The 24,652-nt window shown below is 73.2% G+C and carries 21 protein-coding genes; 12 read left to right on the forward strand and 9 right to left on the reverse strand.

From position 1 onward, the window contains the following. The first annotated feature begins 296 nt into the window (after positions 1-296). The 4 genes from L2K70_RS20830 to L2K70_RS00120 all read left to right on the forward strand — a co-directional run bounded on the left by L2K70_RS20830 (position 297) and on the right by L2K70_RS00120 (position 4,536). The gene (locus tag L2K70_RS20830) at positions 297-425 is read left to right on the forward strand and encodes a hypothetical protein (protein ID WP_268929930.1); all 129 of its coding nucleotides are present in this window, start codon (positions 297-299) and stop codon (positions 423-425) included. Between the two features lie 385 nt (positions 426-810). Next, positions 811-1,965: a pyruvate dehydrogenase (acetyl-transferring) E1 component subunit alpha gene (gene pdhA / locus L2K70_RS00110; protein ID WP_236397194.1), complete on the forward strand. Its 1,155-nt coding sequence runs from the start codon at positions 811-813 to the stop codon at positions 1,963-1,965. A 2-nt stretch (positions 1,966-1,967) separates the two neighbouring features. Beyond that, positions 1,968-2,951: an alpha-ketoacid dehydrogenase subunit beta gene (locus tag L2K70_RS00115; protein WP_236397198.1), complete on the forward strand. Its 984-nt coding sequence runs from the start codon at positions 1,968-1,970 to the stop codon at positions 2,949-2,951. Positions 2,952-2,961: 10 nt separating this feature from the next. Then, positions 2,962-4,536, forward strand: a complete 1,575-nt coding sequence (locus L2K70_RS00120; protein WP_236397201.1) for a dihydrolipoamide acetyltransferase family protein — start codon at positions 2,962-2,964, stop codon at positions 4,534-4,536. Positions 4,537-4,641: 105 nt separating this feature from the next. Here the strand turns inward: L2K70_RS00120 and L2K70_RS00125 are convergent, their stop codons facing one another. Continuing rightward, the gene (locus tag L2K70_RS00125; protein WP_236397204.1) at positions 4,642-5,589 is read right to left on the reverse strand and encodes an NAD-dependent epimerase/dehydratase family protein; all 948 of its coding nucleotides are present in this window, start codon (positions 5,587-5,589) and stop codon (positions 4,642-4,644) included. 147 nt (positions 5,590-5,736) lie between these two features. Here L2K70_RS00125 and L2K70_RS00130 point away from each other — a divergent pair, with 147 nt between their 5' ends. Next, the gene (locus L2K70_RS00130; protein WP_236397207.1) at positions 5,737-7,194 is read left to right on the forward strand and encodes a coiled-coil domain-containing protein; all 1,458 of its coding nucleotides are present in this window, start codon (positions 5,737-5,739) and stop codon (positions 7,192-7,194) included. Continuing rightward, a complete protein-coding gene (locus L2K70_RS00135; protein ID WP_236397210.1) occupies positions 7,187-8,254 on the forward strand; it encodes an SPFH domain-containing protein in 1,068 nt (355 codons plus the stop codon). The genes L2K70_RS00130 and L2K70_RS00135 overlap by 8 nt, the downstream gene beginning before the upstream one ends. 127 nt (positions 8,255-8,381) lie before the next feature. Here L2K70_RS00135 and L2K70_RS00140 read toward each other — a convergent pair whose 3' ends face one another. From L2K70_RS00140 to L2K70_RS00150, 3 genes are read right to left on the reverse strand one after another with little or no spacing between them, the layout of a single operon-like run. Then, positions 8,382-9,854, reverse strand: coding sequence for a carboxyl transferase domain-containing protein (locus L2K70_RS00140; protein WP_236397213.1), 1,473 nt, complete (start codon positions 9,852-9,854; stop codon positions 8,382-8,384). Next, a complete protein-coding gene (locus L2K70_RS00145; protein ID WP_236397214.1) occupies positions 9,851-11,377 on the reverse strand; it encodes a M1 family metallopeptidase in 1,527 nt (508 codons plus the stop codon). Before L2K70_RS00145 ends, L2K70_RS00140 begins: the two co-directional genes overlap by 4 nt. After that, the gene (locus L2K70_RS00150) at positions 11,374-11,949 is read right to left on the reverse strand and encodes an RNA polymerase sigma factor (RefSeq protein ID WP_236397658.1); all 576 of its coding nucleotides are present in this window, start codon (positions 11,947-11,949) and stop codon (positions 11,374-11,376) included. The genes L2K70_RS00145 and L2K70_RS00150 overlap by 4 nt, the downstream gene beginning before the upstream one ends. Before the next feature lie 56 nt (positions 11,950-12,005). On the opposite strand from L2K70_RS00150, the gene L2K70_RS00155 reads away from it, so the two are divergent. Then, complete coding sequence (locus L2K70_RS00155) at positions 12,006-13,433, forward strand: serine/threonine-protein kinase (protein ID WP_236397217.1); 1,428 nt, start codon at positions 12,006-12,008, stop codon at positions 13,431-13,433. An 11-nt stretch (positions 13,434-13,444) separates the two neighbouring features. Here L2K70_RS00155 and L2K70_RS00160 read toward each other — a convergent pair whose 3' ends face one another. Next, positions 13,445-14,101 (reverse strand): hypothetical protein, encoded by a 657-nt coding sequence (locus L2K70_RS00160; RefSeq protein WP_236397220.1) that lies wholly within the window; start codon positions 14,099-14,101, stop codon positions 13,445-13,447. Between the two features lie 37 nt (positions 14,102-14,138). Further along, on the reverse strand, positions 14,139-14,792 hold the full coding sequence (locus L2K70_RS00165; protein ID WP_236397222.1) for a hypothetical protein: 654 nt from the start codon (positions 14,790-14,792) through the stop codon (positions 14,139-14,141). 114 nt (positions 14,793-14,906) lie between these two features. On the opposite strand from L2K70_RS00165, the gene L2K70_RS00170 reads away from it, so the two are divergent. Then, the gene (locus tag L2K70_RS00170; protein WP_236397224.1) at positions 14,907-16,397 is read left to right on the forward strand and encodes an amidohydrolase; all 1,491 of its coding nucleotides are present in this window, start codon (positions 14,907-14,909) and stop codon (positions 16,395-16,397) included. A gap of 134 nt (positions 16,398-16,531) precedes the next feature. Here the strand turns inward: L2K70_RS00170 and L2K70_RS00175 are convergent, their stop codons facing one another. Continuing rightward, positions 16,532-17,650 (reverse strand): PucR family transcriptional regulator, encoded by a 1,119-nt coding sequence (locus L2K70_RS00175; RefSeq protein WP_236397227.1) that lies wholly within the window; start codon positions 17,648-17,650, stop codon positions 16,532-16,534. A gap of 165 nt (positions 17,651-17,815) precedes the next feature. Between L2K70_RS00175 and L2K70_RS00180 the strand changes: the two genes are divergently transcribed. The 4 genes from L2K70_RS00180 to L2K70_RS00195 all read left to right on the forward strand — a co-directional run bounded on the left by L2K70_RS00180 (position 17,816) and on the right by L2K70_RS00195 (position 22,744). Then, complete coding sequence (locus L2K70_RS00180; protein WP_236397229.1) at positions 17,816-18,946, forward strand: ferredoxin reductase; 1,131 nt, start codon at positions 17,816-17,818, stop codon at positions 18,944-18,946. Positions 18,947-19,029: 83 nt separating this feature from the next. Beyond that, positions 19,030-20,262 (forward strand): fatty acid desaturase family protein, encoded by a 1,233-nt coding sequence (locus L2K70_RS00185; RefSeq protein ID WP_236397231.1) that lies wholly within the window; start codon positions 19,030-19,032, stop codon positions 20,260-20,262. Positions 20,263-20,894: 632 nt separating this feature from the next. Next, positions 20,895-21,134, forward strand: coding sequence for a hypothetical protein (locus L2K70_RS00190; RefSeq protein WP_236397233.1), 240 nt, complete (start codon positions 20,895-20,897; stop codon positions 21,132-21,134). A 125-nt stretch (positions 21,135-21,259) separates the two neighbouring features. Continuing rightward, entirely contained in the window at positions 21,260-22,744 is a 1,485-nt protein-coding gene (locus tag L2K70_RS00195; protein ID WP_236397236.1) for a hypothetical protein, read from the forward strand. Between the two features lie 59 nt (positions 22,745-22,803). Here L2K70_RS00195 and L2K70_RS00200 read toward each other — a convergent pair whose 3' ends face one another. Beyond that, positions 22,804-23,733, reverse strand: coding sequence for an oxidoreductase (locus L2K70_RS00200; RefSeq protein ID WP_236397239.1), 930 nt, complete (start codon positions 23,731-23,733; stop codon positions 22,804-22,806). Continuing rightward, the gene (locus tag L2K70_RS00205) at positions 23,730-24,545 is read right to left on the reverse strand and encodes a maleylpyruvate isomerase family mycothiol-dependent enzyme (protein ID WP_236397242.1); all 816 of its coding nucleotides are present in this window, start codon (positions 24,543-24,545) and stop codon (positions 23,730-23,732) included. Before L2K70_RS00205 ends, L2K70_RS00200 begins: the two co-directional genes overlap by 4 nt. Positions 24,546-24,652 lie beyond the last annotated feature (107 nt).

Below are 24,652 nucleotides of genomic sequence, written 5' to 3' on the forward strand. Positions count from 1 at the left end.
CCATCGGTCTGGTCCAGTCCCGCGCTAACGGGCCAGATACCCCAAGACTCCCTCAAGGCCTCGTCCAGTTAGGTCGCCGCCTCGGGCAAGTGGGTGTCGCTCCGCGCACGAGGGCGTGAGAGTAGTCGTCGAAGCAACTGCGCCGACCGCCTTTGGGGGGCGGATGGCGCGCGGTGGTCGACGGCTTTGGGGCGCCGGTCATCCACTCCACGGCAGTACAAGGGGATCTCCATGTCTTGTGTCACGCAGAAAGGCATCAGTGCCTACAACCCGCCGCGTCGCGGCAACCACGTCTGATGCGCCGGCTCGCTCTCGCCCTGCTGGCGATCTTCCTCACCGCAGGGGGCCTGACGGCCGTGCAGCCACGGGCCTCGGCCTCGGGCGACAGCTCGCCCGTCCACATCTCGGTGCCCGCGCGCCGCTGATCGACTTGACGAACACCCGACCGCCGCTCGTCCTGCGAGCGCGCCCGGGAGGACCTTTCGGGGGTCGCCACACCTCGCCCGAGGTGAGTGTGGCGGCCCTCCTCTCCGGGTAGCGGTCTCCGCCGCCCGAGCCTCCACCCCCCAATGGAGGCGAGCCGGCGTCGACGGGACACCCACGAGTCCGTCGGCGCCGGCTCATCCATGCCCCGGTGCATGCCGGTGCACAGGGGGCCGGGAGTCCCGGTCTGATTGGTGCTGTCAGGCTGCTGCCGATACCTTGAGCCCACCATGTGGTCGCGGTCACACACGCCGGCGTCCACCCCTGCAAGCCGTCGGCGTCCGGCGATCCCGTGACTGCCGCTAGCTGTTGTGAGGAGAATCCGAGTTGTCCGATCCCGTGAGCTTCGGCCCCGACCTGGCGGAGGTCTTCGGGCCCTCCCAGTCCGACGGCGGTCCCGACCTCGTCCAGCTGTTGACCCCCGAGGGTGAGCGCGTCCACCACCCCGAGTTCGACCACGACTTCTCCGCCGAGGAGCTGCGCGGCCTCTACCGCGACATGGTCCTGACCCGGCGCATCGACGTCGAGGCGACCGCGCTGCAGCGCCACGGCGAGCTCGGCATCTGGGCCCAGCTGCTCGGCCAGGAGGCCGCGCAGATCGGCGCCGGCCGGGCGCTGCGCCCCCAGGACTACGTCTTCCCGACCTACCGCGAGCACGGCGTCGCCTACTGCAAGGGCGTCGACCCGCTGCGGCTGCTCGGGCTCTTCCGCGGTGTCGACCAGGGTGGCTGGGACCCCAACGAGAACAACTTCGGCCTCTACACGATCGTCATCGGCGCGCAGACGCTCCACGCCACCGGCTACGCCATGGGCATGCAGCGCGACGGTGTCGTCGGCACCGGCGATCCCGACCGCGACTCGGCGGTGATCGCGCACTTCGGCGACGGGGCCTCCTCGCAGGGCGACGTCAACGAGGCGTTCATCTTCGCCGCGTCCTACAACGCGCCCGTCGTGTTCTTCTGCCAGAACAACCAGTGGGCCATCTCGGAGCCGATCGAGCGCCAGACCCGCATCCCGCTCTACCAGCGCGCGCTGGGCTTCGGGTTCCCGGGCATCCGCGTCGACGGCAACGACGTGCTGGCGACGTACGCCGTCACGAAGGCCGCGCTGCAGCGTGCGCGGGAGGGCAACGGCCCGTCGTTCGTCGAGGCCTACACCTACCGGATGGGCGCGCACACCACGACCGACGACCCGACGCGCTACCGCCTCAACGACGAGCTCGAGCACTGGAAGCTCAAGGACCCGATCGAGCGGCTGAAGGTCTACCTGCGGCGCAACGGCCTGGTCGACCAGCAGTTCTTCGACGACCTCGACGCCGAGGCCAAGGAGCTGGGCCACCACCTGCGCGAGGGGTGCAAGGCGCTGCCCGACCCGAAGCCGATGGACCAGTTCGGCTACGTCTTCAGCGAGATGACCGAGGAGATCGCCGCCCAGCGCGACGAGTTCGCGGCGTACCTCGCCTCGTTCGAGGGGAGCCACTGATCATGACCAACCAGAAGATCACTCTCGCCAAGGGCCTGAACATGGGCCTGCGCAAGGCGATGGAGGCCGACGACAAGGTCCTGCTCATGGGTGAGGACGTCGGCAAGCTCGGTGGCGTCTTCCGCATCACCGACGGCCTGCAGAAGGACTTCGGCGAGGACCGCGTCATCGACAGCCCGCTCGCGGAGTCCGGCATCGTCGGCACCGCGGTCGGCATGGCGCTGCGCGGCTACCGCCCCGTCATCGAGATCCAGTTCGACGGCTTCGTCTACCCGGCCTACGACCAGATCGTGTGCCAGGTCGCCAAGTACACCTACCGCTCGCAGGGCAAGGTGAAGATGCCGATCGTCATCCGGATCCCGTTCGGTGGCGGCATCGGCGCGGTCGAGCACCACTCGGAGAGCCCGGAGGCGCAGTTCGCCCACACCCCGGGCCTCAAGGTCGTGGCCTGCTCCAACCCGGTCGACGGCTACTGGATGATCCAGCAGGCGATCGCCCACGACGACCCCGTCGTCTTCCTCGAGCCCAAGCGGCAGTACCACGCCGACAAGGCCGAGCTCGACGAGTCCGCGACCCCGGAGCCGCTGTTCACCTCGCGGGTGGTGCGCCCGGGCAGCGACGCCACGGTGCTGGCCTACGGCCCGACCGTCAAGACGGCGCTGAAGGCGGCGGAGGCCGCCGAGTCCGAGGGGCGCAACCTCGAGGTCATCGACCTGCGCACCCTGTCGCCGCTGGACATGAAGCCCGTCTACGACTCCGTACGACGTACGGGTCGCTGCGTCGTCACCCACGAGGCGCACGTCAACCTCGGCATGGGTGCCGAGGTGGCTGCCCGCGTGACTGAGGAGTGCTTCTACTCCCTCGAGGCCCCGGTCCTGCGGGTCGGTGCCTTCGACATGCCCTACCCGCCGTCGCGGATCGAGGAGGAGTATCTCCCCGACCTCGATCGCGTCCTCGACGCGGTCGACCGCACCTTCGGATACTGAGAGGCCCGCCATGTCTGAGTTCCTCCTCCCCGACGTCGGCGAGGGCCTGACCGAGGCCGAGATCGTGGCGTGGAAGGTCAAGGTCGGCGACACCGTCGAGATCAACGACGTCATCGTCGAGATCGAGACGGCGAAGTCGCTCGTCGAGCTGCCGTCGCCGTTCGAGGGCACGGTCCTCGCGCTGCTCGTCGAGGAGGGCGTCACCGTCGCCGTCGGCACACCGATCATCTCGATCGGTGCGGCGGGCGAGGAGCCGGCCGCCACCCCTGTTCCGGCGGCCGGGACCGCCGAGCAGACCGAGTCCGACCCCTACCTCGGCATGGCCCAGAAGGCCGGTGCGGCCGAGAGCGGTCACTCGACCGCGCCCCAGGTGGACCCGGCCGACATCGACCTCTCCAACCCGGCCGCGTCCGGGTCGATGGAGGGCGCGTCCCTCGTCGGACGGATCAAGGCCGAGCGCGGCCCGATGCGACGGGCCCGGCGCGGGTCCGCCTCGCCGAGCACCGAGGCCGGCGCGAACACCCAGATGCAGGTGCAGGGCGCGTTCTCCCCGGGGGGTGCGCAGTCGCAGGACGTGATGCCGGCCGACGAGTCGCCGGTGCCGGCCACCGACCAGCGGCCGGCGCCGGCGGCGGCGCCGGCCGAGGCGCTGGTGCCGTCGGCCGCGCAGAACGAGCCGGGCGACGTACGCGCACTGGCGAAGCCGCCGGTGCGCAAGCTCGCCAAGGACCTCGGGGTCGACCTGACCAGTGTGACGGGCACGGGACCATCCGGGTCGATCACGCGCGACGACGTGCACGCCGCCACGTCGGGCTCGACCCCGGCCGCAGCGTCATCCCCGGCCGCACCCATCGCTGCGTCGTCGTACGACGCACCGCGCGAGCGCGAGACCCGCGAGCCGATCAAGGGCGTGCGGAAGATGATGGCGACGGCGATGAGCCAGTCGGCGTTCACCAGCCCGCACGTCACCGAGTGGATCACCGTCGACGTGACCGCCGCGATGCAGCTCGTCGCGCGGCTCAAGAAGCGCCCCGAGCTCCGCGACACGAAGGTCAGCCCGCTGCTGGTCCTCGCCCGCGCGGTCATCCTGGCGATGAAGCGCACCCCGGAGATCAACTCCTTCTGGGACGAGGCCGCGCAGGAGGTCGTGTACAAGCACTACGTGAACCTCGGCATCGCGGCCGCGACGCCGCGCGGCCTGGTCGTGCCCAACGTCAAGGACGCCGACAGCCTGTCGATGACCGAGCTGGCCGCGGCGCTCGCCGAGCTCACGGCGACGGCCCGCGACGGGAAGACGCAGCCGGCGGAGATGGCCGGCGGCACCTTCACGATCACCAACGTCGGCGTCTTCGGCGTCGACGCCGGCACGCCGATCATCAACCCCGGCGAGTCCGCGATCCTCTGCTTCGGCGCGATCAACAAGCGGCCGTGGGTGGACGAGGAGACGGGCGAGATCGTCGTGCGCGACGTGACCACGCTGGCCCTGTCGTTCGACCACCGCCACATCGACGGCGAGAAGGGCTCGCGCTTCCTCGCCGACGTGGCCGGGATCCTGCAGGACCCGGGGACCGCGCTCTTGTTCTGAGACCCAGCAGGTGTATCTAGGGACGTTCTGGTAGGTCCCGGGATCCTCCGACCTACCAGAACGTCCCTGGATACCCCGAGATACCGAGCGGGGAGGTTCGAACGCCTAGCGGGAGTGCCAGGCGGCGAGGAGCTCGGCCTCACGCTCGGGGGTGATCGCGACGACGGGCGAGTCGAGGCAGCCCGGTGCTGTCTCGGCGGGGGTACGGAGCCGCAGCCCCGCCGCCTCGGCCGGGCGGGGGTCGTGCGCCAGCATGCCGTCGTACTCCGGGCGGGGCAGCCAGAGCGGCAGCGAGCCCTCGCCGGCCCAAGGGGCGACGTCGTGCGCCTCGAGGAAGTCCTGGTCCACCCAGGTCAGCTCCGGGTCGGAGCCCACGCCGGACGCGACGCCGGCCAGCATCTCCCCGAACGGCATCGGGGTGCCGACGGCGTCGAAGACCCCGGTCGTGCGGGCCGCGGCCAGGTCGAGCAGCCAGGCCGCGAGGTCGCGCACGTCGATCACCTGGACGACGTCCTCGGGCCGGCCCGGTGCCAGCATCTCGCCACCGCGCGCCAGGCGCTGGGGCCAGTACGCGAACCGCCCGGTGGGGTCCCCAGGACCCACGATGAGCCCCGGCCGGGCGACCACCGACGACGCGGCGACGGACCGGATCGCCTGCTCGCAGGCGACCTTCATCCCGCCGTAGGCCTCGGGATCGACCGCGAGGTCCACGTCCTCGGTGATCGGGTCGGCCAGCGGCTGCATCGCGGCCGAGGAGTTGTCGGTGTAGACGCTGACCGTCGAGACGAAGACCCAGTGGGCGTCCGACAGGGCCGCGACCGCCGTACGGGCGTGGGACGGCAGGCGGGTCACGTCGACCACGGCGTCCCAGCCACCGTCCGCGAGGGCCGCGGGCGGCTCCTCGGAGCGGTCCCACGGCAGGTGCGGCGCGCCGTCGGGCACCGGCCCCGACTCGCCGCGGCAGGCGCACGTGACGTCCCAGCCACGCGCGACCGCCTGGGTCGCGGTCTCGCGGGAGAGGAAGCGGGTACCACCGAGCACGAGGAGCTTCATGAGGGCACTCCACCGCTCGTCGCGAGGGGCGGCAAGGGTGGTTCGCTGTCAGCGCAACCAGTGACGATCCTTTGTCAGGGATGACACCCCTTTGCCACAATGCTCCTCCGGAGCCTCTCGGAACATGCGCGCGAAGGGAGCGGGCACATGGCCCTCGATGCCGCCACGGCCTCGTCCGGCGAGCCGACCACGGCCGCCCTGCTGGCGCGTGCGCAGCAGGTGGCCGACCAGCTGCAGGCCGAGGCCCGCGCGGAGGCCGAGCGCCTCACCGCCGACCTCGCGGTGCTCCGCGAGGAGGCGCGACGGCTGGCCGCGGAGGCCGAGGCCGACCGCGCCGAGGCCGGCCGCGCACGCAAGCAGGCCGAGCAGGTGCTCGCCGGCGCCTCCGAGGAGGCGGCGACCATCGTGGTCGACGCCAACGAGCAGGCCGCCCTGCTGATGGGCTCCGCCGAGGCCGCGCGGGACCAGGCCGTCGAGGCCGCCCGGGCAGAGGGCGACCAGCTGCGCTCGCAGGCGCAGGACGACGCGATCGTCCTCCGCGCGGAGTCCCAGGAGCTGCGCGACAGCGCTGCCGGGGAGCGCGCCTCGCTCCTCGAGGCCGCCAAGGCGGAGTACGACGCCGCGGTCGCCGCCGCCCAGGAGGCCGCCGCTCGACTGGTCGAGGAGGGCCGCGCCGCTGGCCAGCAGCTCCTCAGCTCGGCGACGGCCGAGGCCGAGTCGCTTCGTGCGACCGCCTCGATCGAGTCCGCCCGGATGCGCGACGAGGCGGCGCTGCACACCGAGGAGCTGCGCCGCACCACTGGCGCGGAGACCGACAGGCTGCGCGAGGAGGCGGAGCGGACCCTGGCCGCCGCGCGCACGGAGAGCGACGAGAAGCTGCGGCACGCGGCCGAGCAGACCGAGTGGGCGACCGCGACCGTGGAGTCCGTGCTCGCCGGCGCCGCCGCCGAGTCCGACTCGATCCGCAAGGCCGCGCACGCCGAGGCGGGCGACCACGTCCGCCTGGTCCGCGAGCGGGTGCAGGGCATCCTCGCCGCCGTCAACGGCCGCATGGCGATCGAGCTGGCCGAGGCCAAGGTGCGTGCCGAGGAGATCACCCAGGCCGCCACCGCCACCGCGGCCGAACGCGCCGCCGAGGCACGGTCCGCGCTCGAGCAGGCCCACGCCGAGGCGGCCCGCATCATCGCCGAGGCGACCGACGAGTCCGAGCGCGCCGTCGAGCGGCTCGAACGACGCCGGGCCGAGGCCGAGACCGGCGCGGCCAGCCTGCGGGCCCTCGTCGCCCAGGAGGTGACCGCCAGCCGGGCGGCCGCCGCCGAGGACCGGCGTAGGGCGCGCGAGGAGTCGCTCGCGCTGGTGGCCGACGGTCGCGCCGAGGCCGAGCAGCTGCGCGAGAGCGCCCGCCAGGCGCTCGAGCGCGCCCGCGCCGAGATCGCCCAGCTGCAGACCCGCCGCGACGGCATCGCCGCCGAGCTCGGTCAGCTGTCCGGGGTGATCGAGGCGCTCTCGGTCCCCGAGCGCGAGCAGCTCGCGGCCGACCCGGACACCCCCAGCCCAGACTCCGCCCCTGCCCCCACCACCGCCCAGGAGACCCCCGATGCCTGACGAGATGTTCACGACCGTGCGCCGCGGCTACGACCCCGCCGAGGTCGAGAAGGCCATCGGACAGGCGCAGTCCGAGGTCGCCACCCTCCGCTCGCGGCTCCAGGCAGCCGAGGCCGACGCCGCACAGGCACGCAGCGAGGCCGCGTCGTCCCGCGAGGCGCTGGTGTCCCGGGAGTCGCAGGAGCCCGAGCTGCCGACGTACACCCACCTCGGCGAGCGCGTCGGGCAGATCCTCTCCTTGGCCGAGACCGAGGCCGCCGAGATCCGCGACCGCGTGCTCGGCGAGGTCGAGGCGCTCCGCAAGGAGGCCGAGCAGGAGGCGGGCGCCGTCCGCGCCGACGCCGACCGCTACGCCGAGGAGACCCGCCGCGACGCCGAGGCCGAGGGCGCCCGGGTCGTCGCCGACGCGCGTACGGCGGCCGAGTCCGAGCGCGACGCCGCCGAGCGGGACGCGTCCGCCCGCCGCGCCGAGGCCGAGGCGCTGCACGAGGACGCACGCGCGAAGGCCGCCCAGGCAGCCGCCGACTTCGAGACGACCCTGGCCGAGCGCCGTCAGAAGGCGACCTCGGAGTTCCAGGCCCAGCAGGCCGCGACGCAGGCCGAGCTCGACGCGATGAACGCCCGCAACCGCGACGCCGAGGCGACCCTCGAGCGCAACCGCGCCGAGGCCGAGTCGCGCATCGCCCGGATGCTCGCCGACGCCGAGGAGCGGGCGACCACGATGGTGGCCGAGGCCCGCGCGACGGCCGACCGCGTCAAGGCCGAGTCGGACCGCGAGCTCACCGCCGCCGCCCAGCGCCGCGACAGCATCAACGCCCAGCTCTCCAACGTGCGGCAGATGCTCGCCACTCTCACCGGCACCGTCCCCGGCGTCTCCCTGCCGGGCGGCCCGGACGACCAGCCGGCCCAGGCGGCCGACGTACCGGCCGACGCGCCCGCCGACGAGCCCGCCGCTGGGCAGGAGCCGGACGAGGCGCCCGAGGCCGTCACCGAGGCCGAGGTCGTCGAGGCCCAGGAGGCCGCCGCCGAGGATGCCGAGGAGCGGTCGGCCAAGGGATGACGCTCGTCCCGGCGCCCAGCCGGACTTCGTAGCCGAGTTCCATGGTTGTCGGCCGAGATCTCGGCCGACAACCGTTGCGGTCACCGGACATCCGGTGACTCCAGCGCCAGCCCACGCCGACCGTCCGTCAGGCGTAGCGACGAGCCCGTCGCTCCGGGGTGCCCGGGCCGGCGGCGAGGAGGGCGCTGAGCTCGTGCTCGAGGACCGCGGCGACCCGGTGGCAGAACTCCTCGGGCTCGTCGGCGGCGTCGGGCTTCTCGGCGACGATCCGGTCGACGACGCCGCGGCGGTAGAGGTCGAGGGCCCGCACCTGCTGGGCGCGCGCCATCTCGGCGGCGTGGTCGAGGTCGCGGTGCACGATCGCCGACGCGCCCTCCGGCGGAAGCGGTGACAACCACGCGTGCTGGGCGGCGATCACCCGGTCCGCCGGCAGCAGCGCGAGCGCCCCACCGCCGTTGCCCTCCCCGAGCATCAGGCACAGCGTGGGCGCGTCGAGCGTCACGAGGTCGGCGAGCGAGCGCGCGATCTCGCCGGCCAGGCCGCCGTTCTCGGCGTCGGCCGACAGCGCCGCACCCTGGGTGTCGATCACCGTCACCAGCGGCAGTCCGAGCTCGGAGGCCAGCCGCATCCCGCGCCGGGCCTCGCGCAGCGCCTCGGGGCCCATCGGGTGGTCGGTCGTCTGCCCGCGGCGGTCCTGGCCGAGGAAGACGCACGGCGCCTCGCCGAACCGCGCGAGCGCGATCAGCAGGCCGGGGTCGCGCTCGCCCTGACCCGTCCCGTTGAGCGGTACGACGTCGCTGGCGCCGTAGCGCAGCAGCCGGCGGACGCCCGGCCGGTCCGGCCGGCGCGACCGGGTGACGCAGTCCCACGTGTCCACGTCGGGCACCGACTCCTGCCCCGGGTCGGCCACCGGGGCGACGCCCTCCCGCGCGGCCAGCAGGATCGTCAGTGCGCGGTCGAGGATGTCGGCGATCTCGTCGGGTGGCAGGACCGCGTCGATGATGCCGTGGGCGTAGAGGTTCTCCGAGGTCTGGACGCCGTCGGGGAACGCCTTGCCGTAGAGCGCCTCGTAGACCCGCGGGCCCAGGAAGCCGACGAGCGCGCCGGGCTCGGCGACGGTCACGTGGCCGAGGGAGCCCCACGACGCCATCACCCCGCCGGTGGTCGGGTGGCGGAGGTAGACCAAGTAGGGCAGGCCCGCGGTGCGGTGGGCCGCGATCGCGGCCGAGATTCGCACCATCTGCACGAAGGCGGGCGTGCCCTCCTGCATCCGCGTGCCCCCGCTGACCGGCGCGGCGACCAGGGGCAGGCCCTCGCGCGTGGCGCGCTCGATGCCGGCCACGATCCGGTCGGCCGCGGCGCGGCCGATCGACCCGGCCAGGAAGCCGAACTCGCCGACCAGCACGCCGATCCGGCGCCCCCGCAGCCGCGCCTCGCCGGTGAGGACCGACTCGTCGACGCCCGACCTCTCGGCCGCGGCGGCCAGCTCGGCGGCGTACTCCTCGCCGATCCCGTCGCGCGAGGGCGCGATGTCCCACGACGTCCACGAGTCGTCGTCCAGCACCAGGGCGATGAGGTCGTGCGCGGAGAGCCGGCTCATGCGGCGGGGACCCCCGGCTTCGGCGTGCGGCCGCCGGTGATCCAGGCGTCGAAGAAGGCCGACAGCTCGCGGCCGGTCTCCCTCTCCCAGTGGTCGAAGACCTGCTGGCGGGTGACCGACGTGTTGTCGTTGTCCTCCAGCCACGACCGCGCGATCCGGTAGAACTCGTCGTCACCGAGCTCGACCCGCAGCTCGTTCCACATCAGCGCGGGCGTGTAGTAGATGTTGGAGCTGCCGAACTGCGACGGGTCGTAGTCCCCGGGCGGACCGTACTGGTCGCGCAGGCCCTGGTCGCCGGCGCGCGCCTGGGTGATCGTCTGGCGCAGCGGGCGGATGTCGTGCTCGTCCTCGTAGATCCACTGCAGGAGCATCGTCATGCCCTCGTTGAGCCAGACGTCGCTCCAGTCGGCGGGCGACACCTGGTCGCCGTACCACTGGTGGACGAGCTCGTGCGCGATCACCTGCGGCGACAGGACGTAGTCGTTGTTGCCCAGCGTGACCATCGTCTGGGTCTCCATCGCGCTCTGCGAGTCGGTGACGACGAGGCCGAGGGAGTCGAACGGGTAGGTCCCGAGCTTGCCCTCGATCCAGTCCACCGACGCCGCCGCGGTCTGCAGTTGCTCGACGCCCTTCACCAGGCCGCGGGGCGTCCAGTAGTCGACGCGCATGCCGTCGGCGGTGGTGCCGGCGCTGTGGGCGTAGTCGCCGATCGCGAGCGTGACGAGGTACGACGACGCGGGCTCGGTGAGCTGCCACGACGTGGTGGTGGTCCCGTCGTCGTCCGTCAGCTCGGTGAGGTGGCCGTTGGAGATGCCGGTCCACGGCGACGGCGCGTGGATCGTCACGTCGTAGAGCGCCTTGTCGGACGGCTGGTCGTTGACCGGGTACCACGTGTAGGCGCCGTAGGGCTCCTGCATCGTCCACACCTCACCGGTGTCGGTGATCGTGAAGCCGGTGGTCGAGAAGTCGCTGCGCGTGGTCGGCGCGGGCGCCGGCTCGGGGGTCCCGACGTAGTCGAGGCTGAGCTCGTGGCGCTCGTCGGCCGTGATCGGCGCCTTCACCACGAGGTCCTTCCCGCGCCGCGCGAACCCCACCGCCTCGCCGTCGAGCTGCACGCGGCCGACCGTGAGGCCGGGGCCGAGGTCGAGCTGGAAGCGCGGCGCGGTGCGGGCGGCCCGGAAGGTGACGACCGCCGAGGCCTCGAGCCGCTTCGCGTCTGGGTCCCAGTCGAGGTCGAGGTCGTAGAGCAGCGCGTCGATCCGCGGGTCGCCGACGGCCGGGTAGACGCTGTCCTCGACCGGCTCGGACAGCGCTGCGTCGAGGTCCTGCTCGACCGCCGGCACGACGACGGGCTCGGAGGCCGGGGCCACCGCGCCCTGCTCGGTGTCGGTCGTCGCCTCGGACGTGGGCGAGGCGGACGGGGTGGCGAGCTCGTCCGGACCGCTGGCCTCCGACGAGCAGCCCGCCAGCAGGACCGCGCCGGCCAGCAGAGCGGGCAGCCGACGACGCAGGGGAAGTGTCACCTGTCGCCCCGGAGCAACGGCCGGGCGAGCTTGCGGCCGTGGTGGATCTGCGCCTTGACGGTGCCGAGCGGGGCGTCGACGAGCGCGGCGATCTCGTCGTACGGCAGTCCGTAGACGTCGCGCAGCAGCAGCGGCTCGACGAACTGCGGGTGGTCGCGCTCGATGGTCTCCATCGCCTCGAGCAGGTCGAGGCGCGTCCCGGCGATGACGCTCGTCGTGCGCGGGTCGGGCCGGTCGTGGGCGCCGTCCTCGAAGTCGGTCGGGGTGGCCAGGTTCTTCAGCCGGCGGTACGTCGACCGCGCGCTGTTGACCGCCACGATGTGCAGCCAGGTGGTGAACCGGCCGCGACCGCCCCAGGTGTGGATCTTGGTCGCGACGTTGAGCATCGCCTCCTGGCACGCGTCCTCCGCGTCGCCGGAGTAGGGGAGCACCCCGCGGCAGATGTTGAGCACGCGTGGACGCACGGCTGCGAGCAGCTGCTCGAGCGCGTCGCGGTCGCCGTCACGGGCGTCGCGGGCGAGCTCGTCGATCTCGTCCGCCGTCAGTGCGGCCCCGCGGTCCCCCGAATCCATCACCCCTGCACGATAATGCCCGGGTGTCCGCTCCCTCTCGTCTCGGTCGGTATCCGGTGCGCCGTCGCATCGGGTCGGGGGCCTTCGCGACCGTGTGGCTCGCCTACGACGAGCACCTCGACTCGCCCGTGGCGATCAAGGTGCTCGCCGACAACTGGACCGGCGACCTCCACATCCGCCAGCGCTTCGTCGAGGAGGGCCGCTTCCTCCGCAAGGTCGAGTCGCCCCACGTGGTGACGGTCTACGACGCCGGCGAGCTGCCCGACGAGCGGCCGTTCCTCGTGATGGCGTACGCCGACCAGGGCACGCTGGCCGACCGCCTCGAGCTGTCGGCCCTCGAGCCGTCGCAGGCCCTGACCGTCCTCACCCAGGTGGGCCGCGGGCTCACCGCGCTGCACGACCGCGGGGTGCTGCACCGCGACATCAAGCCGGCCAACGTCCTGTTCCGCACCGTCGAGAGCGCCCGTGGCGCCCAGGTCGTCGCGATGGTCGGCGACCTCGGGCTGGGCAAGGCGATGGACATGTCCTCGCGCCTCACGATGGTCGGCGGCACGCCCACCTACGTCGCCCCCGAGCAGGCCCAGGGCGAGGCGCTGGACGGGCGCGCCGACCAGTTCTCGCTGGCCGCGCTCGCCTACTACCTCCTGGCCGGCCGGCAGCCGTTCCACCACACCACGCTCGCCGCCGCCGAGGACCCCGCGCCACCCCCGCCGATGGACATCGGCAACCCCGAGGCCGACGCCGTCGTGGGCAAGGCGCTCTCCAAGGACCGCGACGACCGCTACGACGACGTCGAGTCCTTCACCGCCGCCCTCGCCGAGGCCCTCGGCGGCCAGGTCGAGGAGGCGCCGCTGGCGTGGGTGCCGACCGACCCCGAGCTCACCCAGGCGGCCGCCCGTCCCGTCGGCACGGACCGCCTGCGCGACTCGGCCGCGCCCGCGAGCAGGGGTCGGCGGCGCCGCCTGCCCTGGCTCGTCGCCGGGATCGTCGCGCTGGCCGGAGGTTTCGGCGTCGGGTGGGCCGCCGAGCAGGGGGCGACGACCGAGCGCACGATCGAGGACGCCACCGGGACGATCGAGGTGACGGTGCCCGAGTCCTGGACGACCCAGGTCGACCCCGAGCAGTGGACACCGCAGCTCGAGGGACAGACCGAGCAGCCCGCCCTCGCCGTCGGGTCGAGGCCCGGCTGGAACACCACCACCGACGCCGCCCCCGGTGTCTTCGTGGGCGTGCTGGTCGCCGAGAAGCTCCCCGCCCGGGTCCCGCAGCACTTCGCCTGCGAGGAGAACGGCCAGCCGATCGAGGACGTGCAGGACGGCGACGAGTCCAGGACCGTCTACTTCCGGGGCTGCCCCGGCGCCGACGTCATCGTCGAGCGCGTCGTGCAGGCCACCACCAACCGGCTGCTCTGGATCCAGGTGGCGGCCGACGACCGGCCCACGGCCACGCGCGTGCTGGCGTCGGTGACGACGTACGGCCTCTAGGTCGACCCGACCTACGGGGCGTCGTCCCCGGGGTCCTTGCGGCCCAGGCGCATCGACTCCGCCACCCGGCCGATGAGCTCCGACATCCCCGGCACGTCGGCGGCCCGTCCCGTGACGGCGATCTCGACCTGCGCGTTGTCGGACCCGGTGAGGTCCAGCCACGTGAGGAACCCGTGGCGCAGGTGGTTGTTCGTGACGTAGGTGTAGTGGAGCCGGCCACCGCCCTGGCTCTTGATCTGCACGGACTGCTCGTCCTCGACGAGCTCGTCGATGCGGCGGTCGAGGGTCCAGGCGATGGAGCGACGGTTGCTGATCACCTGCTCGACGCGCATGTAGTAGCCGAACGTCTGGAAGTCGGGCGGGCGCCACTGCCACTCGGTGAGCGAGTTGGTCGTGAACCGCCACCCCGCCGGTCGCTCGAGCGCGAGGCCGAAGTCCCCGGTGCCGACCCGCTGCTCGACCAGCTCGATGCCAGGGGCGAGGGCGGGGAAGTCCGGGTCGGGGAGCAGGTCCGGCTTCGGGTCCACGGGCAGGGTGGGCTCGGCGACGATCGGCGCCGCCTCCCCGGTGCCCACCGCCGTCTCGCCCAGCGCCCACGACGCGCCGAAGCCCGCGCCGGCACCGAGCGCCAGCAGCAGCACCAGCACCACCGGCCCCCGCCACGTCACGGCCGACAACCTAGGCCATCGGCCGGACGGCTCACGGTCACTCGACGACGCCGCCGGTCGCTCCGCGCATGCCGTCGGCCACCCGGCGGATCAGGTCACGCGTCCCCGGCACGTCGCGCTGGCGCCCGTGCACCACGATCTCGACGTCCGCCTGCCCGCTCTGGTCGAGGTCGAGCCACCGCATGAAGCTGTGCCGCGCGTTGCCCTCGTTGCTGCGGTAGGTGTACTCGAGCGAGTCGGCGCCGCGGGCCAGGATGTCGACGTCCTCCTGCTCGCGCTCGAGCCGCTCGATCCGCACGTCGATGGCGTCCTCGATGGTGATGTCCTGGCTGTCGATCTGCTCGATCCGCATCACGTAGGTGTTGTTGGACGTGCCGGGCTGCTTCCACTTCCACTCGTTGCTCGCGTTGGTGTTGGAGGTCCAGCCGACGGGGGCGGGGAAGGTGATCTCGAACTTGCCCTCGCCGCGCGTCTCGGTCCGCATCTGCAGGCCCGGCTGGAGGGTCGGGTCGTCCGGGTCCTGGGCGAACGGGAGGTCGGCCTCGACGGGGTACTCCGGGTTGCGCGCCGGGATCGGCGTCCCGGAGCCGGTGCCGATCGAGGTGTCGCGGGTGGCTCCCGACGCGGCGTAACCGCTGCCGGCGCCGATCGCCAGGAGCGCGACAACCACCGCAGGCCCCCGCCAGTCCATGGCCGCACTCTAGGCGACACCGTGTGCGCACCGCCCGCCGCCGCCTGTTCGGACGGGCGGGGTCCGGGACGGGGCCGCGACGGGGGCGGCGACCGCACGTCCTACCGTGGCGCCATGCTGATCCGCGACACCCGCCTCGTGGCGCTCACCGGGCACGTGCCCGGGCCCGTCGACGTACGCGTCGAGGACGGTGTCGTCACCGAGGTCGGGCCGTCGCTGCCGACGCGGCCCGGCGAGTCGACGTACGACGCTGCGGGGCGCTGGCTGATGCCGGGGCTGTGGGACCAGCACGTGCACCTCGGCCAGTGGACGCTCGCGTCGGCGCGGCTCGACCTGGCCTCGGCGCGGTCGAGCGCGGAGGCCGTCGCCGCGGTGCGCGCGCGCCTCGAGGAGTGGCCGGACCTGCCGGTGATCGGCTGGGGCCACCGGCCGACCGCGTGGCCGGACAGCCCGACCGTGTCCGACCTCGACGCGATCGACACCGACCAGCCGATCGTGCTGATCGCCGGCGACGGCCACCACGGCTGGCTCAACACGACCGCGTTGCACGTGCTCGCGCTCTCGAGCCGTCAGGACGTCGTCAGCGAGGGCGAGTGGTTCCAGGCCTACGGCCGGCTGGCGGGCGTGATGGGCTCCGACGGCACCGGCCCGGACGCCTACCGCCGCTCGATGGAGGCGGCCGCCGCGCAGGGCGTGGTCGGGCTGGTCGACCTCGAGTTCAGCGGCGGGGTCGCCGACTGGGTGGACCGGTGGTCGGCGGGTGCCGACCTGCTGCGCGTCCGCCACGCCTGCTACGCCGACGGCCTCGACGACGTGCTCGCCCGGGGCCTGCGCTCGGGTGACCCGTTGGCCGACGACCCGCGCCTGACGATGGGCCCGCTCAAGATCATCAGCGACGGCTCGCTCAACACCCGTACGGCCTGGTGCTGCGAGCCCTACGCCGAGAAGGCGGTGGCGGGCTTCGAGGAGGGCCAGCCCAACCAGACCCCCGACGAGCTGCGCGCGCTGCTCGCCCGCGCTGCATCGGGCGGGCTCGACGTGGCGGTCCACGCGATCGGCGACCGGGCGGTCACAGAGGCGCTCGACGCGTTCGCCGACACCGGAGCCCGCGGCGGCATCGAGCACGTCCAGCTCACCACCCGTGACGACGTACGACGGATGGCCGGGCTCGGCGTCCGCGCGAGCGTGCAACCCGCGCACCTGCTCGACGACCGCGACGTGACCGAACGGCTGTGGCCCGGGCGGGCGGAGCGCTGCTTCCCGCTGCGGTGGATGCTCGACGACGGCGTCGACGTGGTCCTCGGCTCGGACGCCCCGGTCTCGCCGCTCGACCCGTGGCTGGCGGTCGCCGCCGCGGTCCACCGGTCCGGCGACGACCGCGAGCCGTGGCACCCCGAGCAGTCGATCACCGCGCGCGAGGCGCTGGCCGCGTCCACCGACGGCTGGGGGACCGTCGCGGCCGGCCACCCGGCCGACCTCGTCCTCCTCGACGCCGACCCCCTCGACGGTTCGTCCGACCGCGCGCACGCTGAGCGGCTGCGGGCCTTCGCCGACCACGTCGTCGTGACCTGGGTCGCCGGCGACGCGGCGTACGAGCGCCCCTGAACCGCCGGCCCTGATCCGCTGTAACGCCGGAGGAGCTGTACCCCCTATGGTCCTCCGGGGTGGGTACAGGCCATAACCCGGCGTTACAGCGCCGGGCGAGGGCCGACGTCACAGCGGCGCGCGGCCGTACGGCGTCAGGCCAGCGCGAGGGTCGCGTCGAGCACGAAGGCGGGGTCCTCGAGGCGGTCGCCGTAGACCTCCCGGAGCTGTTGCACCCGGTAGCGGACGGTCTGGGCGTGCACGAACAGCTCCTCGGCGACGGCGTCGCGGCGGCCGTGGTGGAGCAGCCAGCTGCGGAGCGTCTCGGTGAGCTTCTCGGCAGTGGAGGGGCGCAGGTCGGCGAGCGGGGCGAGCACCCGGGCGCGCAGGTCCGCACGTGCGTCGGGGTCGGCCGTCAGCAGGAGGGCGGCCAGGTGGTCGTCGGCATCGACGAGGCCGCCGATGCCGAGCGCGGCGCATCGCACGGCGCGCCGGTGGGACGCGACGACCTCGAGCCACGGCACCGACGGCCCGACGACGGCATCGGTGCCGCGCAGCGCGCGGAGCAACGCAGGGCGCGCCGCAGCCGCCCCCGTGCTCGGCACCAGCAGCGACGCGTGCCCCTCGGGAAGGCCCGGCACGTCGTCGGTGGGCTGCAGCGTGGCCTGGTCGAGCGCGGTCAGCGCGTGGGACACCTGCGACTCCTGGAGCACGACCGCGGTCAGCGCGCCCGGCGGCTCCCAGCCGGCGCGCTCGGCCGCAGCGGTGACGGCGTCGGCAGGTGCGCCGGTGAGCAGCGCCCGCGCGAGCCGCTCGAGGTTGCGCTGCCGCACGCGGCCACTGCTCTCGAGCTCGTCGGTGTGCCCGGCGACGGAGGAGGCCGACAGCTCGTCGATGTAGGCGAAGACGAGCTCGGCGAAGCGGGCGAGCTGGCCGGCGTCCACGCCCGCCTCGACGGCGACGTCGGCCATGTGGTGCCACGACGCCCGGGCACCGATGCGGTAGGCCGCGAGCAGCGCCTCGACCGTACGGCCCTGGCGGGCCTCGCCGCGGCCGAGCTGGTAGGCACCCTCGATCGCGGGCGCCCGGGGCGCGTCGGCGCCGGACCTGGTGGCCAGGGTCAGGAACCCGCCCAGCGCGAGCTGCACCGCGTTGCGGATCACCTCACCCATCCGGCCGCTCCACGCCCCCGCATAGCTCGGGACCTCCTCGACGATCGCGAGGACGGCGTTGTCGGCGATCTGGGCGAGCTGCGAGCGCAGGGCGTCCGTCACGGCCGGATCGAGACCCACCACGGTCGGCATTTGTGTGGTGGGGCGCACAGGTCGGGTGGCCAACGGGACTCCAGGGATCGATTTTGTTCGTTGCGAACAAGAGTCTAGCCTCGATTCACGTGCCGGGGGCAGGTAAGCACAGTCGGATCCGGGCACTGTGGTCCCATGAGCACGACTCTCGAGCAGGCGGGCACCGATCGGGTGCGCGGCAGGCGTGTGCGGGACCACCTGGTCCGCGTGGCCGAGGCCGCCACGACGCCCTACCTCCCGGCCGACTTCATGGACCTCTTCGCCCCTCTCCGCTCGGGCGCCGACCTGCGCGGTCGCATCGAGTCCGTGCACCCGGAGACCGCGGACGCCGCGACCCTCGTCATCCGCCCCGGCGCCGACTGGGCCGGCCACGTGCCCGGTCAGTACCTCCGCATCGGCATCGACGTCGACGGCGTACGCCAGTGGCGTGCCTACTCCCTCACCCACGGTCCGCGCCGCGACGGCCGCATCTCGATCACGGTCAAGGCCGTGCCCGACGGCCTCGTCAGCAACCACCTCGTCCACGAGGCGCGGCCCGGCACGCTCGTCCACCTCGAGCAGGCCGCCGGCGAGTTCGTGCTGCCGCCCGAGGGCGGCAAGTTCCTCATGGTCACCGCCGGCTCGGGCATCACGCCGGTCATCGGGATGCTCCGCAACCTCTACCCGAGCACCGACGAGGGCGTCCTGCGCCTTCCCCGCAGCGAGGTCCACGACATCGTCGTCGTCCACGTGGCGCCGAGCCACCCCGACTCGATCTTCATCCGCGACCTCGAGGCGCTCGACGCCGCGGGATCCATCCGCCTCGTCGCTCGGTACGACGACCAGCACGGCGTCCTCGACGTCGACGACCTGGCCGACCTCGTCCCCGACCTGGCGGAGCGCACGACCCTCGCCTGTGGACCGGCCGGCCTGCTGGACGCCCTGGCCGCCCACCACCAGGCCGCGGGCCTCACGCTGACCACCGAGCAGTTCCGCACCGCCCGGGTCGAGCCGGGCGACGGCGGCTCGGTGAGCTTCACCTCCGGCGCGACGCTCGAGCTCGACGGCGCCACGCCGATCCTCGACGCGGCCGAGGAGGCGGGCATGTTGATGCCGAGCGGGTGCCGGATGGGCATCTGCATGGGCTGTGTCATCCCGCTCCGCGAGGGCAGCGTGCGCGACCTCCGCAACGGCGCCATCACGACCGCCGTCCCCGGTGAGACCGGGGACATCAAGGTGCAGACCTGCATCAACGCCGCCGCCGGCCCTTGCCACATCGACCACTGACACCACCCCCACCCGCGGGTCCCGTGACGCTCGCCAGAGCGACCTCCTCGACCGGCTGAGACGAAAGACGGAAGGACACCCCGATGACCACGATCCAGAAGAAGGCCGTCCTCGGCCAGGAGAGCCCGATCGCGCACCTCACCGAGGCCGACATCGAGCAGATCGGCATCGAGCTCGACGCCATCCGCCAGGACGTCCTGGACGACCGCGGCGCCAGCGACGCGGCGTACATCCGCCGGGTCATCGACACCCAGCGCAAGCTCGAGCTCGGCTCGCGCGCGGTGCTGCTGTTCAGCGCGTTCCCGCCGGCCTGGGTCCTCGGCACCCTCGGCCTGAGCATCTCCAAGATCCTCGACAACATGGAGATCGGCCACAACATCCTCCACGGCCAGTGGGACTGGATGCGCGACCCGAAGATCCACTCCAGCACGTGGGAGTGGGACATGGCGTCGCCCGCCGAGCAGTGGAAGCACAGCCACAACGAGCTGCACCACACCTACACCAACGTCATCGGCAAGGACAACGACCTCGGCTACGGCATCATGCGCGTGGACGAGGACCAGCCGTGGACGCCGGCGTCGCTGGCCCAGCCGGTGTTCTGCTTCATCAACGCCGTCTTCTTCGAGTACGGCATCGCCGCCTACGACCTCGAGCTCGGCGCCGTGATCAAGCGCAAGGGCACCAAGGAGCCGGAGTTCCGCCGCCGCGCCAAGCAGGTGCTGGGCAAGATCCGCAAGCAGGCCACCAAGGACTACGTCGTCCACCCGCTGCTCTCGCTGCCGACCGGCTCGTTCCTGCCGACGCTCGCAGCCAACGTCACCGCCAACATCGTGCGCAACCTCTGGTCCAACTCCGTCATCCTCTGCGGCCACTTCCCCGAGGGCGTCGAGACCTTCGAGAAGCGCTCGATCGAGGGCGAGACCAAGGGCGAGTGGTACGTCCGCCAGATGCTCGGCAGCGCCAACATCTCCGGCTCGAAGTTCCTGCACCTGATGACCGGCAACCTGTCGCACCAGATCGAGCACCACCTGTTCCCGGACCTGCCGTCCAACCGCTACGCCGAGATCGCGCCCAAGGTGCAGGCCCTCTTCGAGAAGTACGACCTCACCTACTGCGCCCGGCCGATGGTCCCGCAGGTCTACTCGGCCTGGCACAAGGTGGTGCGCCTGTCGCTGCCCAACGGCTGGCTTGCGACCACGAACGCGAAGAACGCGCCCGAGCAACTTGCCATCCTCTACAAGATGGCCACCGGTGACCGCCGTACCCGTCGGCTCCTCGGACGCAAGCTGGAGAGCGAGGCGCGGGCCGCCGCCTGACGGTTTCCACGCTAGTTGCCACTTGTTGCCACGGAATCCGCTGGTCTGGACCTCCGTACCGAATGGCAATCATCAGTAGTTGTACGGATGTATCAGGAGCACACTGGGACCATCCTTCCTTTCCAGGGGATATCGATCGTGGGGATCGAGACACGGATGAACCAGTCAACACATCAGGAGGGCACCCGATGATCAGGGTCGGTGCAGTGGGGGACACAGCTCAGGCGGCGTCGTACGACGTCCGCGCGGAGACGGCACAACCAGTCATCCCGCGCCAGCGCGGCGCGGTGGACACCAGCTCGGCGGTCCGACCGCCGGCTGCCTGACCAGGTCGCGGCGACCTCCTTGGGGAGGGGTCGCCGCGATCGGTGCGACCACGACCGGCTCACGCTCTGCGTGAGCCGGTCCTTGGCGTTCCGGGCCGTGTCGCCGGGCCGGGGCAGACCGTCCGCCAGACGTCCGGCAGAGGCCCAGCAGAGGCCCAGCAGACGAAGTCTTCGACCTGTCTGGACCGACTTCCCAAGAGTTCCCGAAGGGTTCTCCTAGTCGGGGTCACCGCGACGCGGCGCTCCTAGCCTTGAGGGTGTGGCGCGGTCCGTGGGGGACCGCTCCGGGGATCAGAGGAGTCCGCGATGCGGAGCAAGAAGAACGACGACATCACCTGGGACGTGGCGGGACGGATCAAGTCCCTCGAGCAGTTCAGCGGCCCGGCCCTGGTGCGTCCGCGCAACGAGGCGGACGCCATCCCGATCCACGAGCCTGCTCCGGCCCGGGTCCCCCGGCCGCGACAGTCCCGCATCTTCCTGCGCGGTGCCGAGGGCTTCGGCGCCTACGCCGACCTCACCGTCACCGCGCCGCACCTGGCCGACTGAGGCCGCCCGCCGGCCGGTCGGATCGCACGGTCCGTGCTGGCCGGGTGACGAACGCCGCATGCCGCGGCGCCGGCCACCGGCCGAGCCTCCCCGCTGAGGGGCAGCCGCTCGCCTAGGGTCTTCCGGTGGTCTGGGGGGTCGGTGCGGTGCTGCTGGCCTGGCTGGCGTGGGGTCCCGTGGTGCCGCTGCTCGCAGTGGCGCTGCTGTGCGTGCCGCGGGTGCGCTGGTGGGTGGTCGACCGTGTCGACGTGCGGCCGCGGCCGGCCGCAGCGGTGGGCGCCGCAGCGCTGGTCGTCGCGCTCGTGGCGCTCGCGATCCCGGACGGATGGTTGCCGATCCCGCCCGCGCCCGGGGCCTGGGCGGTCCCGCGCTACGTCGGGCGACCGGCAGACGCGCGGCCGATCGCCACCGAGGCGCCGCAGCACCCCCACCGCACCACCGGTGCGGCCGCCCAGCGCCCCGGGCCTCTGGGCCTCCAGCCCGAGGTCGAGACCGCGTGGCTCCACCAGCGCTGCGGGCAGATCGCACCGACGTCGGAAGGAGCGCTCGTCGCTCGCTGCGAGGACGGCGACGGCTCCCGGCTCCGGCTCCTCGACCCCGACTCGATGCGTCCCACCGCCACCTACGACCTCGGTCCCGCGTCCGCGGACCCGGCCTGCTCCGCGGACGCCTTCTACCTCGATGACCACGACCGCGCGGTCGTCGCCGAACAGCGCACCGTGTCGGCGGTCGACACCGGTGACGCCTCGCTCGACCTCTCCGGCACCTGGGACCTCAAGCCGTGGATCCCGTACGGCGACTGCGTCGTCGCCATCGCCCCGGACTGGTCGGGCCTTATGTGGTGGGTGTCGGCCACGGGTCTCCTCGGCACCCTCGAGCCGGGCTCGGGCCGGGTCGCCGTGCTCGACCTCGCCGAACCGGTCCGGCGGGGCATCGCCGTCGACGCGCGGGCGACGTACGTCGTCTCGGACGAGGCGCTCTACCGGTTGACCGCCGGCCCCGACGGCACGCCCCGCACCGAATGGAGGGCCGAGCAGGCAAATGCCAGCGGGTCCGCCCCGGTGCTGCTCGACGGTGGCGCGGTGGCCGTGACCGAGGAGGTCGACGACCGCCTCGGCGTCACCTTCCTCGCGCGCGACACCGGCGCGCCGATCTGCCGTCAGCCGGTCTTCGAGGAGGGTGACGGGTCGACCCGCAGCGACCTCGCCTCCCTCGGCAGCGGCGTGGTCGTCGCGAACAACCACGGCTACTCCTCGCCGCGCAGCACGCTTCTCGGCTTCACGAGCGACCCGGGCATCGCTCGCGTCGACCTCGTCGACGGGACGTGCGTCGTGCGCTGGACCAGCGAGGCGGTCTCGCCCAGCTCGGGGGTGACGGCCAGCTGGCCCACCGGCCTGGTCTACGCCTGGACCAAGCGGCCGTCCCTGGCCGGCGTCAGCGCGTGGTACCTGACCGCGCTCGACGCCGGGTCGGGCCGCAGCATGTGGAGCGTGCGCACCGGCACCGGGCTCGCGGCCGGCAGTGACGGGTCGCGGGTCGCCCTGGGGCCCGACGGCTCCGCCTGGCTCGGCACCCTCGCGGGCCTGGTCCGGGTCCGCGACCGCGACTGACACCTGAGGACGTGGCGAACGAGTCACCCGGCCGGCGACGTCCATGGCGTCCTCAGGCGTCAGGGATAGGAGAGCCCGACCGTCTCCTCGCTCAGCTCCCACAGCCGCCGCTGCGCCGCTGCGTCGTGGGAGAGCGCAGTCGAGCCCACCACGCGCGGCCGGCCGCCGGCCTCACCCGGACCACCCGGACCGACGTAGGTCCCGCCCGGCAGGTCCGCGGTGGCGGCCATGAGGGCGGGCCAGGCGCCGGCCTCGGCGGACTGCGACACGGCCTTCACCGCGGCGTCGAGGATCGCCTCACCGCGCGCCTCGATCCCGCGCATCTGCCCGTTGACCACCAGGTGCGTCCCGGCCAGCCCCGGGTGGGCCGCGAGCGCCGACACCGGCAGCCCGGCCTGCCGGAGCCGCCGGTCGAGCTCGTGGGTGAACAGCAGGTTGGCGAGCTTGGTCTGCCCGTAGACCATCCAGCGGCTGTAGCGCCGCTGCGCCCGCGGGTCGCCCAACGGGGCCGAGCGCGCCAGCCGGTGCGCCTGCGAGGAGAGCGTCACCACGCGGGCGTCGCCCGACGCGACCAGCCGGTCGAGCAGCAGGCCGGTCAGCAGGAACGGGCCGAAGTGGTTCGTCGCCATCTGCGACTCCAGCCCGTCGGCCGTCCGGCGCAGCGGTGGGGCCATGATCCCGGCGTTGTTGACGAGCAGGTGGAGCGGTCCGAGGTCGGCGGCCGCGGCAGCGCCCTCGCGCACCGACCCGAGATCGGCGAGGTCGACGACCACCGGGTCGAGCCGGGCGCCGGGCACCTCGGCGGTGATCGCCTCGGCCGCGGCGTCGAGCTTGGCCGGCGTACGTCCGGCGAGCGCGACGCGGGCGCCGTGGCGGGCGAGCTCGAGGGCGATGTGGAAGCCCAGGCCGCCCTGCGTCGGGCCGGTGACCAGCGCCGTGCGGCCGGTGAGGTCGCCGATGTCGTCGGTGCTCCAGGCGGCCCCGCTCACGGCGTCACGCCCAGTCCGGCCACGACGCGGGCCCCGAGGTCCTCGTCGCCCGAGATCCGTACGACGCCGGGCTCGGCGGGCCGGCGCCCCCCGGCCAGCACGATGAAGGTCTCGCGGTCCATGCCGAGCGTGACGGCAGGCTGCCCGTCCCCGGCGGTGGCGGGGCGGCCCCGTCCGTCCTCCCCGACCACGGCGGACACGGGCTCGTGCCCGTCCACCTCGAGCCGTACGACGTCGCCCGCAGGTGCCTGCGCCCGCTTCCCGACGACGAAGGGCAGGCTCTCCATCAGGTAGCTCGCGGCGTGCAGCGCCGACGCCGAGTCGAGGTTGCCCGGCATGTCGAGCGCGCGACGCACGTCCTGCTCGTGCATCCACACGTCCAGCGGCCGGTTGCGCAGCAGCAGGCCGGTGCTCCACCCGATCGCGCCGAAGAGCCCGGGCGCCGGTGCCGCGGGGTCGGTCGGGGGATCGGCGAGGAGCTGGGTGTGCCGCGCGGTGGTCGACTCGCGGATCTCGGTGATGAGCGCGTCCGGCGACTCGTCGCGGCGGACCACGACCCCCTGCTCGGTGAAGTGCCCCATCGTGCCGACGGCGTGCGGGGCGTCGCCGATCTCGACCTCCTCGTGCCGGCGTCCGGCGAGGAGCGACTCGAGGTGCGCGGTGTGCGCGGCGACGGCGTGCACGTCCCACCCGGGGAGATCGGTCGGCGTCGCCCACTGGTCGTCGGCGACGTGCTCGAGGACGCGGGTGAACGAGTCCACCGCCTCCCACCACACGGCGACGAGCGCGGCGAGACGTTGCTGGTCTGACATGCAGTGCAGCCTAGGGCTGGGCCGGGAGCCCGAGGGGCGCCGACGCCGGCGGCGCACCCACCCCTCCGGGGGAGCAGGCTGCGCCGCCCGTGCGTCCGGCGGTCCTA

This window comes from Nocardioides potassii (assembly GCF_021648885.1).
GTDB lineage: Bacteria > Actinomycetota > Actinomycetes > Propionibacteriales > Nocardioidaceae > Nocardioides > Nocardioides potassii.